General features: G+C 58.9%; 13 protein-coding genes. 4 read left to right on the top strand and 9 right to left on the bottom strand.

Annotated features, from left to right (window positions below):
* Positions 1–60: 60 nt before the first annotated feature.
* Positions 61–2,256 (bottom strand): primosomal protein N', encoded by a 2,196-nt coding sequence (locus ACR0DK_RS16845; RefSeq protein WP_480737243.1) that lies wholly within the window; start codon positions 2,254–2,256, stop codon positions 61–63.
* A gap of 88 nt (positions 2,257–2,344) precedes the next feature.
* Between ACR0DK_RS16845 and fsa the strand changes: the two genes are divergently transcribed.
* The 4 genes from fsa (at position 2,345) to ACR0DK_RS16825 (ending at position 5,588) form a co-directional block, all read left to right on the top strand.
* On the top strand, positions 2,345–2,998 hold the full coding sequence (gene fsa, locus ACR0DK_RS16840; RefSeq protein WP_170397415.1) for a fructose-6-phosphate aldolase: 654 nt from the start codon (positions 2,345–2,347) through the stop codon (positions 2,996–2,998).
* A gap of 197 nt (positions 2,999–3,195) precedes the next feature.
* Complete coding sequence (locus ACR0DK_RS16835; protein ID WP_170397417.1) at positions 3,196–3,903, top strand: DUF484 family protein; 708 nt, start codon at positions 3,196–3,198, stop codon at positions 3,901–3,903.
* Complete coding sequence (locus ACR0DK_RS16830) at positions 3,900–4,820, top strand: tyrosine recombinase XerC (RefSeq protein ID WP_170397419.1); 921 nt, start codon at positions 3,900–3,902, stop codon at positions 4,818–4,820. The genes ACR0DK_RS16835 and ACR0DK_RS16830 overlap by 4 nt, the downstream gene beginning before the upstream one ends.
* Positions 4,821–4,874: 54 nt before the next feature.
* Positions 4,875–5,588 carry a CDP-alcohol phosphatidyltransferase family protein gene (locus tag ACR0DK_RS16825; RefSeq protein ID WP_170397421.1) on the top strand — a complete coding sequence of 238 codons (714 nt, stop codon included), beginning with the start codon at positions 4,875–4,877 and terminating at the stop codon, positions 5,586–5,588.
* Here the strand turns inward: ACR0DK_RS16825 and ACR0DK_RS16820 are convergent.
* The 8 genes from ACR0DK_RS16820 to ACR0DK_RS16785 form a co-directional block, all read right to left on the bottom strand.
* Positions 5,573–6,040, bottom strand: a complete 468-nt coding sequence (locus tag ACR0DK_RS16820) for a hypothetical protein (RefSeq protein ID WP_170397423.1) — start codon at positions 6,038–6,040, stop codon at positions 5,573–5,575. The genes ACR0DK_RS16825 and ACR0DK_RS16820 overlap by 16 nt on opposite strands.
* Positions 6,041–6,116: 76 nt before the next feature.
* Positions 6,117–6,575, bottom strand: a complete 459-nt coding sequence (locus ACR0DK_RS16815; RefSeq protein ID WP_170397424.1) for a methylated-DNA--[protein]-cysteine S-methyltransferase — start codon at positions 6,573–6,575, stop codon at positions 6,117–6,119.
* A 137-nt stretch (positions 6,576–6,712) separates the two neighbouring features.
* Complete coding sequence (ileS, locus tag ACR0DK_RS16810) at positions 6,713–9,622, bottom strand: isoleucine--tRNA ligase (RefSeq protein WP_480737236.1); 2,910 nt, start codon at positions 9,620–9,622, stop codon at positions 6,713–6,715.
* Positions 9,623–9,786: 164 nt separating this feature from the next.
* Positions 9,787–12,495 carry a DUF2339 domain-containing protein gene (locus tag ACR0DK_RS16805; RefSeq protein ID WP_480737234.1) on the bottom strand — a complete coding sequence of 903 codons (2,709 nt, stop codon included), beginning with the start codon at positions 12,493–12,495 and terminating at the stop codon, positions 9,787–9,789.
* A gap of 101 nt (positions 12,496–12,596) precedes the next feature.
* Positions 12,597–13,076, bottom strand: coding sequence for a DUF2269 domain-containing protein (locus ACR0DK_RS16800; RefSeq protein WP_170511427.1), 480 nt, complete (start codon positions 13,074–13,076; stop codon positions 12,597–12,599).
* Complete coding sequence (locus ACR0DK_RS16795; RefSeq protein WP_480737232.1) at positions 13,076–13,372, bottom strand: DoxX-like family protein; 297 nt, start codon at positions 13,370–13,372, stop codon at positions 13,076–13,078. Before ACR0DK_RS16795 ends, ACR0DK_RS16800 begins: the two co-directional genes overlap by 1 nt.
* Positions 13,369–13,569, bottom strand: a complete 201-nt coding sequence (locus ACR0DK_RS16790; protein WP_170663888.1) for an NAD-dependent epimerase/dehydratase family protein — start codon at positions 13,567–13,569, stop codon at positions 13,369–13,371. The genes ACR0DK_RS16795 and ACR0DK_RS16790 overlap by 4 nt, the downstream gene beginning before the upstream one ends.
* An 86-nt stretch (positions 13,570–13,655) precedes the next feature.
* A complete protein-coding gene (locus ACR0DK_RS16785) occupies positions 13,656–14,366 on the bottom strand; it encodes a VIT1/CCC1 transporter family protein (protein WP_170404431.1) in 711 nt (236 codons plus the stop codon).
* Positions 14,367–14,372: the final 6 nt, after the last annotated feature.

Genomic DNA, 14,372 nt, shown 5'->3' with positions numbered 1-14,372 from the left:
TTGTACTTTTTGGCGAGGGGAAAGCGGCCGGCGCACAGCGGCTCTGCACTGATGCAGGGGTCAGTAGAAGCTTTGCGGATCGATATCCACGGTCAGGCGGATATCGCCTTTCAACTTCAACGGGGCGATCCAGCGGGCTATGGCGTCCTGAATAGGCGCACCTTTCGGGGCTTTGACTAACAGCCGGACGCGGTGACGCCCGCGTATGCGCGCGATCGGGGCTGGAGCAGGGCCAAATACCTGAGCACCAACATCGCGCAACGGCGCATCGTTGCGCGCCATGGCGTTGCCGATGTCGAAGACCGGCCCGACCTCGGGGCCAGACAGGACAATCCCGGCCATTCGACCATAAGGCGGCACCCCGGCGGCCTGACGCCCGGCGGCTTCAGCCTTCCAGAACCCTTCTTCATCGCCCGATAGAGTCGCCCGGATCACCGGATGTTCCGGCTGGAATGTCTGCAACAACGCCTGCCCCGGTTTTTCCGCACGACCTGCCCGGCCCGCTACCTGCCGCATCAATTGAAAAGTTCGTTCCGCCGCGCGCAGGTCAGCACCATGCAGGCTAAGGTCCGCATCGATCACCCCAACCAGCGTCAGCTTTGGAAAATTATGTCCTTTGGCCACGAGTTGCGTCCCGATAACGATATCCGCATCGCCTTCGGCAATCTCTTCGATCTTGGCCTTCAGGGCACGAGCCGAACCAAACAGATCAGAGCTGAGCATAGCGATTTTGGCTTCAGGGAACGCCGCCTCGGCTTCTTCTGCCAGCCGTTCAATCCCGGGTCCGACCGGTGCCAGTTTACCCTCGACCCCGCAGGATGGGCAGGCCTCTGGCATTGGCTTGGTCTCACCACATTGATGGCACATCAGACGCTTGAGGAACCGATGTTCAACCATTCGCGCGTCGCAATGATCGCAGGCAATCTGCTCCCCGCACGCCCGGCATAGTGTCACGGGCGCATAGCCACGGCGGTTGATGAACAGCAGTGACTGCTCTTCGCGTTCGATACGCTGTTGCACCGACTGCCGCAGCGAGGGGGAAATCCAAGTCCCGGCCTGCATCTGCTCGGCGCGCATGTCGATCGGCTTCATTTCGGGCAGGACTGCTGCACCAAAACGCGAGGTCAGGTCCAGCCGTTCGTATTTACCCGCCTCGGCATTGGCCCAGCTTTCCAGTGAAGGCGTCGCGCTGGCCAGAATCACCCGAGCTCCGCAGATGGCCGAACGCAGAACGGCCATATCCCGCGCACTATAATGGACCCCATCTTCTTGTTTGTACGAGGTGTCGTGTTCTTCATCGACAACTACGAGACCAAGATCGCGAAATGGAAGAAACAGTGCTGACCGGGCCCCAACGACCAGTTGCGCATCACCCTGACCGACCATCCGCCAAACCCGGCGACGTTCGGTCATGGTCGCGCCCGAATGCCACTCAGCCGGACGCGCACCAAATCGCGCCTCGACACGGGTCAGAAATTCAGCCGTCAGCGCGATCTCGGGCAGCAAGACCAGTGCTTGCCGCCCCACGCGCAGGGCCTCGGCGACCGCCTCAAGATAAACCTCGGTCTTGCCCGAGCCCGTCACCCCTTTCAGAAGAGTCGTTCCATAATCTCCCGTCCGTTGCCCGGTCTGAAGCCGCATCACGGCCTCCGCCTGATCTTCGGTCAGGTCCTTTCCCGGCAATTCTGGATCAAGATGAGGATAGGGAAGATCACGCGGGCTGTCCTCTTCACGCACAGCGTTCTGTTTGACCAACCCCTTAATGACCGAAGATGTGACCCCCGCTTGCTCGGCCAGTTCCTTCAGCGTAAAGGCCAAGCCGCCATAGTCTCGCAAAACTTCTAGTACCCGCATTCGTGCGTCGGTCATTCGGTCCGGTTGACCACCGCCCAAACGATAAACCTTGCGCATTGAGGGCGGATCGCCCAACCCCGGCGCGCGCGTTGCTAGCCGCAGCATCGCAGGCATCGGCGTCAGGGTGTAGTCAGCCACTTTCCCCAGAAACACCCGCATTTCTTCACGCATCGGCGCGACCTCAAGCACCCGGTTCACCGACCGCGCCTTGGCCAGATCAAAACCACCCTGCCCCGGCCCCCAAACCACACCCAAGACTTTGCGCGGGCCCAAGGGCACCTCGACAAACGCCCCAAGAAAGCACCCGCCCTCGGGCGCTTTGTAATCCAACGTCCGGTCCAGCGGCTGCGTGGTCAGCACCGCAACCAGCTCTCCTTCGTCGAAAAATCCGTTAGCGCTCACGGCATATCCTTCGCAGGGGGTTCCAGCATGGGTCTCTTTGAGGTAAAGCCATCCGCGACCAAGGCCAACCCATCAAAGGACTGCCCTCATGAAATTCTTCGTAGACACCGCCGAGATCGACGCCATCGCCGAACTGAACGATCTGGGCATGGTGGACGGCGTAACCACCAACCCCTCGCTGATCCTGAAATCGGGCCGCGACATTCTGGAAGTCACCAAAGAGATCTGTGATCTGGTCGACGGCCCCGTCTCGGCCGAAGTTGTCGCCACCGAGGCCGACGACATGATCGCCGAAGGCCGTAAGCTGGCCAAGATCGCGCCCAACATCGCAGTCAAAGTGCCGCTGACATGGGCCGGTTTGAAAACCTGTAAAACACTGACCGACGAAGGCCAGATGGTCAACGTGACCCTGTGCTTCTCGACCAATCAGGCCATTCTGGCCGCCAAGGCGGGCGCGACCTTTATCTCGCCCTTCATCGGACGTCTGGATGATATCAACCTCGATGGCATGGACCTGATCGCAGATATTCGCCAAGTTTATGACAATTACGGGTTCGAGACCGAAATCCTCGCCGCCTCGATCCGCACCGTAAACCACGTGACCGATAGTGCCCGCATCGGGGCTGACGTGATTACAGCACCTCCGGGCGTGATCAAAAAACTGGCCGACCACCCGCTGACCGACAAAGGCCTTGAAACTTTCCTGGCCGACTGGGCCAAGACAGGTCAGAAAATCCTCTGATCCCAAGCATTGCCGCGCGGTGCCATCAGGCACCGCGCCCGGCCCAACGGCAAAAGCTGATCTTTGATCAGCGCCGGGCAGGCGGGAGCGCCCGCCACAGCAGCGATGAAATTCGCCTTTCGCGTGCATTTTTCCCAAGGCAAATCCAGCAACCCATGTTATAAGCCCGCCAAACAAAAAAAACGACCGGACGGGACATGAGCAGCGATCCTAAACTCAAGGACAATCTCCGCGCCGCAATTCTGGCTGAGCCTGACGCCGTGCTGGATGACAAAGACCTGATGCAGGCCTTGGTGGCTGCAAATGAGCAGGCGCGTGGTGACAACGTTATCGACCTGCGCGGTATCGCCATGCAGCGGCTTGAGGCGCGTCTTGACCGCCTTGAGGACACTCATCGCTCGGTGATCGCTGCCGCGTATGAGAACTTGGCGGGCACAAATCAGGTGCATCGCGCCATTCTTCGCCTGTTGGAGCCAACCGTGTTCGAGGATTTCCTGCGCGCGCTAGGCAATGACGTGGCCGAAATCCTGCGAGTCGATCACATCACTCTGGTCCTCGAAACAACCGTCGTACGCGATGATCCGGTAGTGAACCAGCTCGGCGGCGTGCTGACTGTGGCTGAGCCCGGCTTTATCGATAGCTATCTAACCGCTGACCGCAACGGTCAGCCGCGCGAGGTTACCTTGCGCGAAATCCGCCATCCCAATCCGCAAGTTTACGGTAAACAAGCCGATCAGCTACGATCCGAGGCCTGCCTGAAACTCGATCTTGGCACTGGCCGCCTACCCGGCATGATTGTCATGGGCGCGCGCGACCCGAGGCATTTCTCACCTCAGCTTGGCACTGATCTTCTTGCCTTCTTTGCCGGCGTGTTCGAACGCTCTATGCGCCACTGGCTGTCGTGAGCCTGATTTCCCCAGCCTGCCGCGATGCTCTGCAGCATTGGCTGGACAGTCTGGGGGCGCTGGCGGGGCGGTCCGAAAATACGCTCAACGCCTATCGCGGCGACGTGACAGAATTCCTGTCCTTCATGACCTTGCATCACAGCGAGCGCCAAGGGCTGGCCGCGCTGGAACGCATCAGCGTTTCTGACATGCGGGCCTGGATGGCAGAGCAGCGAAATTCTGATGTCGGCGCGCGATCTCTGGCGCGCAAGCTTTCTGCCGTCAAAACCTTCTATCGCTGGTTGGCCGAACGCGAAGGGTTCGAACCTACTGCGGTGCTGTCCACCCGAGCGCCCAAATTTACCAAGAAACTGCCCCGACCTCTGGCCGAAGATGCCGCGCGCGCAATGATCGACACGGTCGAGCTACAATCCTCATCGGACTGGGTCGCTGCACGGGATGTTGCGGTTGTGACGCTCCTCTACGGGTGCGGGTTGCGGATTTCCGAGGCGTTGTCTTTGACCGGTGTGGACGCTCCTCTGCCAGAAACGCTGCGCATATCGGGTAAGGGCGATAAGGAAAGAATCGTACCGGTCTTGCCTGCCGCTCGGGCTTCGGTGGATCGCTATCTTCACCTCTGCCCACATCCGCAATCCCCCGATAAGGCGTTGTTCCGAGGTGTCAGGGGCGGCCCGCTCAACCCCGGAATCATTCAGGCTGTGGTCGCCAAGGCACGGATGCAACTTGGCCTTCCCGCAACAGCCACCCCGCACGCGATGCGCCACAGCTTTGCCACCCATCTGCTGTCTGCGGGTGGCGACCTGCGCGCGATCCAAGAGCTTTTGGGTCACGCCTCGCTTTCGACCACGCAGACCTATACCGCAGTCGATACGGCCCGGTTGATGGAAGTCTATAACCGCACGCACCCAAAAGCCTGAAGCAAAGACCCTTTTTGCTTTGCATCTGCGCCTTGCTTCCGTCATGACACCACCATGACACTCAGATTCAAAGCGCTTTCCGTTCATCTCTTCACCGCCACAGGTGCCGTTTTCGCAATGCTCGCCATGTTGGCAGCAGTCGAAGAGAAATGGAGCCTGATGTATCTCTGGCTCGTTGTCTCGTTCATCGTCGATGGCATCGATGGCCCGCTGGCGCGGCACTATCACGTTAAGAAGAACGCACCCGAGTTTGACGGAGTCTTGCTGGACCTGATCATCGACTATCTGACCTATGTTTTCATCCCTGCCTTTGCCCTGTTCAAATCGGGTCTGATGGACGGTTGGACCGGCTGGTTTGCAATCATCGTCATCACCTTTGCAAGCGCGATGTACTTTGCGGATACCCGCATGAAAACCAAGGATAATTCCTTCTCTGGCTTTCCAGGCTGCTGGAACATGTTCGTCATTGTGATCTTCGCCCTGGAGCCCAACTTCTGGGTCATCCTGCTGCTGGTCACCTTGCTGTCTGTCGCAATGTTCCTGCCGCTGAAATTCATTCACCCAGTCCGGACCGAGCGTTGGCGCACCCTGTCATTGCCTATGGCTTTTGCGTGGACATTCTTTGCAGGCTGGGCCGCCTGGGTCGACTTTCACCCCGAAAGCTGGGCCCATTGGGGGCTGGTGATCACCAGCTTGTATTTGGTCTCGGCCGGTATTGCGCAGCAGATCATTCCGCCGCGCAAGGCCCGGGATTACAAGACTTCCTGAACCTCGAACTCAGTCCCGTTATGGGTGAACACGTCACCCTCTTGCAGGCCAACCATAGCCAGATAGATTGGGCTTTGGGTCGAAATGCCCATGTAGGTTTTGCCGTCCACCTCAAACCGAGTCGTTGAGACACATACGACGAAGCGGCGATTGTTGAACTTGATTACGGCGCCGGGCTGCACCGTATCCGTGAGGCCAAAATCGGTGTTCTCGATCACGTCAATCTTGGCGTGATGCGCATGAACAGGCGCATCAAAGGCGGCCGCCAGATCTGCATTCTCGCGCGAGGCAGCGATGTCGTCCTTGTCATGCCCTTCTCGGTCATCCAACTGCGAGTCCTTAAGGAAGGCATCATAATGTGCCTGTGCGGTTGCCAGTTCCTGTTCTTCCAAAGACATCAGATGATCGATGATGGCTTTCTTGCGTGCGGCGGGGTCTGTCTGGCCGGTCATTCAATTCGGTCCTTCAAATTCACTATTCGATATAGGTTGGGGCCGTGCCGCTCCGATTGCAACAGATAAGTACCGATCAGATCAACAGGCTGGCAGCACCTTCGTGACGCAGCAGAGCCACTTTGGTCTCAACACCGCCGTGGCCTGAAAACCCAACCATCTTCCCATCTGCACCCAGAACCCGGTGACAGGGAATAATGATGGGGATGGGATTTCCCCCGCATCCGCGCCCAACCGCCTGCGCCGAGTAGCCAAGGTCGTTAGCCAACTCGCCATAGGTGCGCGTATCACCAAATGGGATAGCATACATTGCATCGCACACCTGACGCTGAAATTCCGATCCCTTGATCCGGTAGGGCAGTTCGAACTGCTGCAAACGCCCTTCGTCATAGGCACGCAACTGCGCCGCCGCTTCTCGCAGAACCGGGGTGGCTAGACCTTCGTCACGGCCATTCCAGACAAGACGCGTGATGGCGCCGCTGGTCTCTTCGACACCAAGGCAACCAAACTGAGTTTCTACGGCGATCATCGGCATAAGAGAACGGTTGCAGATGTTTCACCACGCCTGCAACCCGAATCCTGACGATCCGCCTCTTCATCTGGCCAAAAATACCTCGGAGCGCGAGGCAGAGCCTCGCATCAGCGATCTCTCTCTCGCGCTCCGTTCGAATGTCAGCTCAGCGCCTCGTTACAGCGCCCGCATACGCCCGGATGGGCGTGCAGCCCAACATCAGGAAGGATTTTCCAGCAGCGCTGGCATTTGTCACCTTGGGCTTTTTCGAACACTACAGCTACGCCCTCGATTTCCGGCACACGGAACGCCTCGGCCGGAGCCGGATCGCCTGTGACAGCCAGACCAGAAGTGATGCACATGTCATCCACGTCGAAGGTCGCAAGCAGATCGCGGGTTTCCTGATCTTCGACATGCACGATCGGTGCGGCCTCAAGGCTGGATCCGATCACCTTGTCCTGACGTTGAATTTCCAGCGCAGCGGTCACGGCGCGGCGAACGCGGCGGACTTTGGCCATGCTGGCTTCCAGTTCTTCATGGCGCCAATCAGCGGGCGTTTCAGGGAAATCCATTAAATGGACCGAACTATCATCGGCCGGGAACCGTTCCAGCCAGACCTCTTCCATAGTGAAGACCAGAACTGGGGCCAGCCATGTGGTCAGACGGTGGAATAGGATATCCAGCACAGTCCGCGCGGCACGGCGGCGTAGGCTGTCACCGTCGCAATAAAGCGCGTCTTTACGGACATCGAAATAGAACGATGACAGGTCAACCGTGGCGAATGTGAATACAGCGCTGAATACACCCTGGAAGTCAAATGCTGCATAACCTTTGCGCACTTGCTCATCCAAATCGGCCAGTCGGCTTAACACCCAGCGCTCCAGGCGCGGCATATCTTCAGGCGCAACCCGATCCGCTTTGGTGAAGTCCGCCAGCGAGCCTAGCATGAACCGCATGGTATTGCGCAGGCGGCGATAGCTGTCGGCTGTCCCTTTCAGGATCTCCGGTCCGATCCTCTGGTCAGCGGTGTAATCGGTCTGAGCCACCCACAAGCGCAGGATATCGGCGCCGTATTGTTTAACGACCTCTTCCGGCACGATGGTGTTGCCCAGCGATTTGGACATCTTGTTGCCCTTGGAATCCAGCGTAAATCCGTGGGTCACTACGTTGCGGTATGGTGCACGCCCCTTGGTGCCGCAAGCCTGCAGCATCGACGAATGGAACCACCCGCGGTGCTGGTCGGTGCCTTCCATATAGACGTCAGCGATACCGTCCGCGGTCCCGTCCTCACGATCACGCAGCACAAAGGCGTGGGTCGAGCCAGAGTCGAACCACACATCCAGCACGTCGAACACCTGATCGTAGTCGTCGGGGTTCGCGATACCGTCGAGGATCTTCTCCTTGAACCCGTCCGTGTACCAGACGTCTGCGCCATCCTTCTCAAACGCGGCTTTGATGCGGGCATTGAGTTCGTCATTGCGCAGCAGGTAGTCCGCGTCGGTCGGCAATGCCCCCTTCTTGGTGAAGCAGGTCAGCGGCACGCCCCAGGCGCGTTGGCGCGACAGGACCCAGTCCGGGCGTGCTTCGATCATGGAATACAGACGGTTGCGGCCGGTCTGCGGCGTCCATTTCACCAGTTCATCAATCGAGCGCAGGGCACGTTCACGGATGGAGTCGCCCATCTCGCCCATGCCGTCCTCCAGCTTGCGGTCAACCGAGGCAAACCACTGCGGCGTGTTGCGGTAGATGATCGGCGCCTTCGAGCGCCACGAATGCGGATAGCTGTGCTTGATTTTGCCACGCGCCAGCAGCCCGCCAACCTCGGCCAACTTGTCGATGACGGCCTTGTTCGCATCGCCTTCACCGCCCTTGCGGGACAGGATGTATTTACCGCCAAAGAACGGTAGATCGGCGCGGAAGCTGCCATCATCCATCACGTTGTAAGTGATGACCTGTTCCAACATCCCCAGATCACGGTAAAGCTCGAATTCCTCCATCCCGTGCGACGGCGCGCAGTGGACAAAGCCGGTGCCTTCGGTGTCGGTCACAAACTCAGCGGCGCGGAAATCGCGGATGTCGTCCCATTCGCCATTGCCATCTTCGGCCCCGGCCAGCGGGTGTGCCAGTTGGATCTTGGCCAGATCTTCCTGCGTTACATCGCACAGACGGCGATACATCGTGTCATCCAGACGCGCGCGCGCAAACACATCTGCGGCGCGGTCATCGGCCAGCAAGTAACGCTCACCGATCCGCGCCCAGCACTCCTCGGGGCGTCCAGTGACTTCGTAGAGGCCATAGGAAATACCCTCGCCATAGACCACGGCCTTATTCGAGGGCATCGTCCATGGGGTCGTCGTCCAGATCACCACATAAGCGTTGTCCAGCGTCACATCGCCGGTGTTCACAACCTTGAACTTCACCCAGATGGTGAAGCTTTCCTTGTCGTGATACTCGACCTCGGCCTCGGCTAGCGCGGTCTTCTCGATGGGGGACCACATCACGGGTTTCGAGCCCTGATAAAGCGTACCGTTCATCAGGAACTTCATGAACTCATCCGCGATCACGGCCTCGGCGTGATAGTCCATCGTGATATAGGGGTCGGGCCAATTGCCGGTGATGCCCAGACGCTTGAACTCTTCGCGTTGGATGTCGATCCAGCCTTCGGCGAACTTGCGGCACTCCTGACGGAAGTCGACGATGTTCACCTCGTCTTTGTTCTTGCCCTTCTTGCGGTACTGTTCCTCGATCTTCCATTCGATGGGCAGGCCATGGCAGTCCCAGCCGGGTACATAGCGTGAATCGTAGCCCATCATCTGATGGGACCGAACAATCATGTCCTTGATGGTCTTGTTCAGTGCGTGGCCGATATGCAGATGGCCGTTCGCGTAAGGAGGGCCGTCATGCAGGGTAAAAGGTTTGCGACCCTCTTGCTCGCGCAGGCGGTCATAGACGCCGATCTTTTCCCAGCGGTCCAGCCATGCTGGCTCGCGCTTGGGCAGGCCTGCACGCATGGGGAATTCGGTTTTCGGCAGGTTCAGCGTGTCTTTGTAGTCAGGTGTTTCGGCGCACATTTGGGGCGTCCTCAGGATGTTCTGGTCGTGTATGGATCGAAGCGGTCAGTGCGATAACTCAAGCACCTTTGCCCGGCGTCTCGCGATATCAGAGCGCCGGGGATATAATTCGAATAATGATGGCCAGCCGGTCAAACATGGCCGCGCTTATAGGACGCCTGCTCTCAATGGTCCAGAGGTTCCGGGTCTTGCGACGAATGGCGCAGCTTGGCCCAGCGATTGAGCCATGCAAGACCCGCCAGTGCGAGACCGAGCGCCAACAGCGAAAACACCCGGATCAGCCCGCCCAATCCGGCAATATCGATCAGAAACACCTTGGCCACCGCGAGGCCAATCACGGCCAAACCGGCCTTGCGCATCAAATCGGACCGGCGGGCCAACGACTGGTAGAACAACCCTGCGCCGACCACCAACAAGGTGATGGTGTATGAATAAAGCTCGGGCTGGGTGACGCCGTTGCCTTCATACATGCCACCCGCCCCCTGCCAGACATGACGGATTGTAAGCCCCAGCCAAAAAGCGATCAGGGCACCGGCGACCCAATAACTGATCTGCTTCAGTAGCACGGGCTGCGTCACGACGCGCCAAGCCGAGAAGCCGATGGCCAGCCCAGGCAACAGATAGGCCACCGCCAACGTGTTCAGCACCGGCGGGCCGAGCACGGGATCGGCAAATGGGTCGAGCAACGGGTTAGCCTCAGACAAAGCCTGAACCAGACGCATCATGCCGTGTGCCGCAAAGAACGCCGCGAGCGCGTAACGCGCGTAGTTCAGCTTACCGCCAAGCTCGAACCGCTGTATTTGTGCAAAAGCCAGCAGCAGCCAGATCACCGCCAGCAGCCCCAGCCCCCAATGGCTGTCTGTCGCGCCGCCTTCTCCGAAGCTTTCCAGCCAGCGCAGCAACAAGAGCGATAGCAGTATTCCCGCCGTTGCCCAGGCCGCGCTTTCAAGCAGCAATGAGGCAATCGGGCGGTCCAAGGACCTTAGCAACGCCCACCCCATGATGAACCCGGCAACCGCCACCGCATAGACCAAGGTCATTTCGATCAACGGCGCGGTTTCGGCCCAATCGAGCCCCGGGTCGAGCACCAGCCGTACGGTCACCGTGAACACACCCGCCCAAATGAACCAACTCATCGGAGCCAGAACAAATCGCCGGTCCAGCGCCGCGGCCACAACAATCATGGCGACAAGTGCTACGGTCAAAGCGGCAGAGCTGAGTACGATGATGCAAGCAAAGCTAAGGCACGATAGCGCAGACAGAGTTGCCAGTGCAGGCCGCATCCGTTTCTCACCATCGGCCCGCGCAAACCGTTCGGCCAAAACCACCATCATCGCGCCTAATGCGATTGCGTGTAAGGCCCACGCATAAGCTCCGATCACGTTTGCAGGCTGCCATCCGACTTCAAGCGCGATCGCCAGCGTCGGGGCATATAGGGCTGCACCACCGGCCCAGACCACAGCGTAGCGCCCGGCGTGGAAGGACCGCCACGCAGCGAGCACGCTGATCAAGGCCCCGAGGGCAACCAATAGCGTGACTACCCAAGGATAATCGGCCTCGGCCGTTTCCACGTATGTGTCGGCAAAGCCGCGCCACACGGAGCCACCGTCCAACCCGTGCAGCAGAACAAACCAGATCAGACCCAACGCAGGCAGCACCGTCACATCCTGCAAAGCACGCGCAGCTTTTGTCCAAAGGATCAGCGCCAGTATCAAAGCGGTAAACAGAGCAACGCCCAGCCAAAACTCACCGCTTGAATCCGACCAATGCAGCGACAGGATGATGGAACTGGTGAGAACCGCACCAAAGGCAATTCGGGTTGGAAACTCGGGCCATGGATCCCCTTTCCGTCGCCGGATGACCTCGGCAATCATCGGGCCGGTGTGGTCGGGCCAGATACTGCGTACGGGTATCGCCATCGCAATCAGCGCCAGTGCTGTCACACAGGTCAGATATCCCGGTTCCGTAGAGGGGGAAGACAGCACCAGCAAAAACGCCGCCCCGTATGCACCCACTAGCGTCAGAATAGAAATCCATGCCCAACGCCTGACGGTATCGATACCCAAGCCCAAAATGGCGATGATAAAGAAATAACCATAAAGCCAACTGGGATCGTCCGATGCGCCTCCAACCATAAAGGGCGCGGCAAAGGCTCCGATTAGACCTACGGCGGCGAGCAGCGGCCCGTGGAACCATCCCAAGACCAACGCAAACAGAGCGATGATAACGAGACCGGCCAGAGCGGCCTCGGGGCCGATCAGATCATAAAGCTGGCGCGCGGCCAGAACCCCACCGAACAGGGTCACCAGACCTGCGCCCGAGAATACAGACGGCAAGTATGCAGTAGATGAGTTTTCATCGTCGCCAAAGCGGCGGCGGATCACTTCACCCGCTCCGATCAGCAAAAGGCCAAAGACCAACGCCGCGATGACGCGCGCTGTCGGTGGCAACAGTCCGTTTTCAACCCCGTACTGAACCAGAAAAATCCCCGCCAACGCCAGTGACAACGCCGAAACCGCGTAGAACCAGTTTTCACGCATCCACGCGCCCAGCACGGCAATCTTTTCCTCACGAAAAACGATGGTGGCAGGAGGATCGTCAGCCTCTGAGGCCTGCGGCACATCCGATTGATTTTCGTCAGTGGCAGATGAAGTTTTTGCCGCGGCCCAGGGATCATGCTTGGTTTGCGTCGTCGTCGGCTCCGGCCTTGATGTCTTGGAGGTTTCGGCGCCGCTTTCCGGTATTTGCCTGGCCAATTGCCGCTCAAGCTGTTCGACGCGCTTACGCAACCGCGATTGACCAATCAGCAAAGCGATGATCGAAACAGGAATGGCCAGAACGATCAGACCAACGAGGACAAGCAAGGATTCCAACCGAAACCTCCGGGATGCGATGCGCCAAACGTACCGTGCAGACAGGCTAGTTTATAGTCTGGAAATCCGCATGGATACCGCCTGCTGCTCAGGTAATCGGCCTAGAAAAGCAGGATGTGAGGGCGTGCCAGCATCAGCCAAGGGATCGCCAGCACTGCGGCATAGGCCGGAATACCGCAAGCGAACCATCTGCGGAACAGTTTGTCGTAACTGCTTGGCAAGGAGGTACCATCCCGATCAGCCTGCCTTGCATAATCCCTCAGACGCAACTGAATCCAAACCACCGGCAGCCAGAACAGGCCGGTCAGTACGTAAAGCAGCAGTGATATCGCGATCCGACCCTCCGACAGCAACCAGCCCAGTTGCCAGGCCAGCAACACGCCGGTGATCAGCTGGAAAATGACTGAGGTGGCCGTAATAACTGTGTCGGCCAGCACCACGATTCCCGCCGTATGAGCAATCACCCGTGCATCTGCCGTGCGGTGCGCCATCAGCATGAAAAAGGCGATCCCCGCGCAAGTGCCCAATAGAACGCATGCTCCGATCACGTGAAGCCAACGCAAGATCAGATCCGGGTCCATCAGCGGCTCTCCAACATGGGTCGCGCGATCAGTGATAGCATCAAAGCCGGTGCTATCTTGACCAACGGTCCCAAAGGGTCGAGCCACAGTTCAGGCACCGTCAACGTGGCGGCGATCAGATAGCAAGCGGCGATTGCAGCCTGCGCGAGGCAAGCGCGCGCGGCCCACGGACGCCACAAGATTGCCAGCCCCAGCGCGATATTGATCATCGACCAAAACACCACGCTCGCGTTGGCAATCCCAACGGGCCAACCATTGCGCGAGAGTATCTCGGCTGCCCGCGATAGCCCCGTCAATCCGCCGCCGACTTGAAATCACGTAGATCCCCCGAGATCAGCGCAATATCCGGAAGGACCCTCTCAGCCGTCTTCTGGCTGCGCGCAAGCCGCTTCACACAGGCGCCATCCGCATGCAGCGACCGAACGACCGCAGCACCGATGAAGCCATAAGCGCCCAGCACCAAAACAGTTTTTTCAGGATGATCCGTTGCCACGAGGTGCCTCGCAATGGTTTACAACACCCTAGCGGGTCAGATTCTGAGGACCAGCCTGATCACCCCGTCCGCGACAACAGCACCATTCAGGGGTGAAACAACGAGCCAACCCAGAACGCGATAGCTGCCGCCGCACCCCCGATCAGCAGGGTTTCTCCGCCTGATCGCCACCAGGGTGCAAGCGACCACCGGCTTTTCATCGCGCCAATGGCAAAGAACACGCCCGCAGTCATCCAGGCCGATACTGTGAACGCATTTGCAACGGATAAGAGGAACGGCAACAACGGAATCATCCCCGCGATCAGAAAGGCAAAGAACGTCGCCATCGCAGCTTTGAGGGGATGCGGGTCGACGCTGCCCAGCCCATATTCGCCCTCGATCATCAGGTCGACCCAATTGTCGTGGTTCGAAGTGATTTCAGCCGTCGCGTCATCCAGAACGCTGCCTGAAAGGCCTTTTTGTGCGAGGATTTCGCGCACCTCCTTTCGCTCGCCATCCGGATACAACTTGATATGCCGTTCCTCAATGGCTCGAATACGGTGGATGTTATCGAGCTCGGCCTTGGTTCCCGAGTAGTTGCCCGCCGCCATCGAAAAACCATCCGCCAGCACGTTGGCCAACCCAAGTGCCACGATGACAAAAGGCGATAAACCTGCCCCGGCAACCCCGGCAACGATCGCGAATGTCGTGACTGAGCCATCGATGCCGCCATAAACCACATCGCGCAGAACCCCACGACCCGGAGGCGCATTGATCCGTTCGAAAATCTCTTGCTGGCTGTGGCCGTGTTCGGTCATGGCTGG

It is taken from the genome of Ruegeria sp. CE6 (assembly GCF_056537485.1).
Note: the sequence above shows the minus strand (reverse complement) of the source record. Positions and strands in the feature narration are given on the sequence as shown.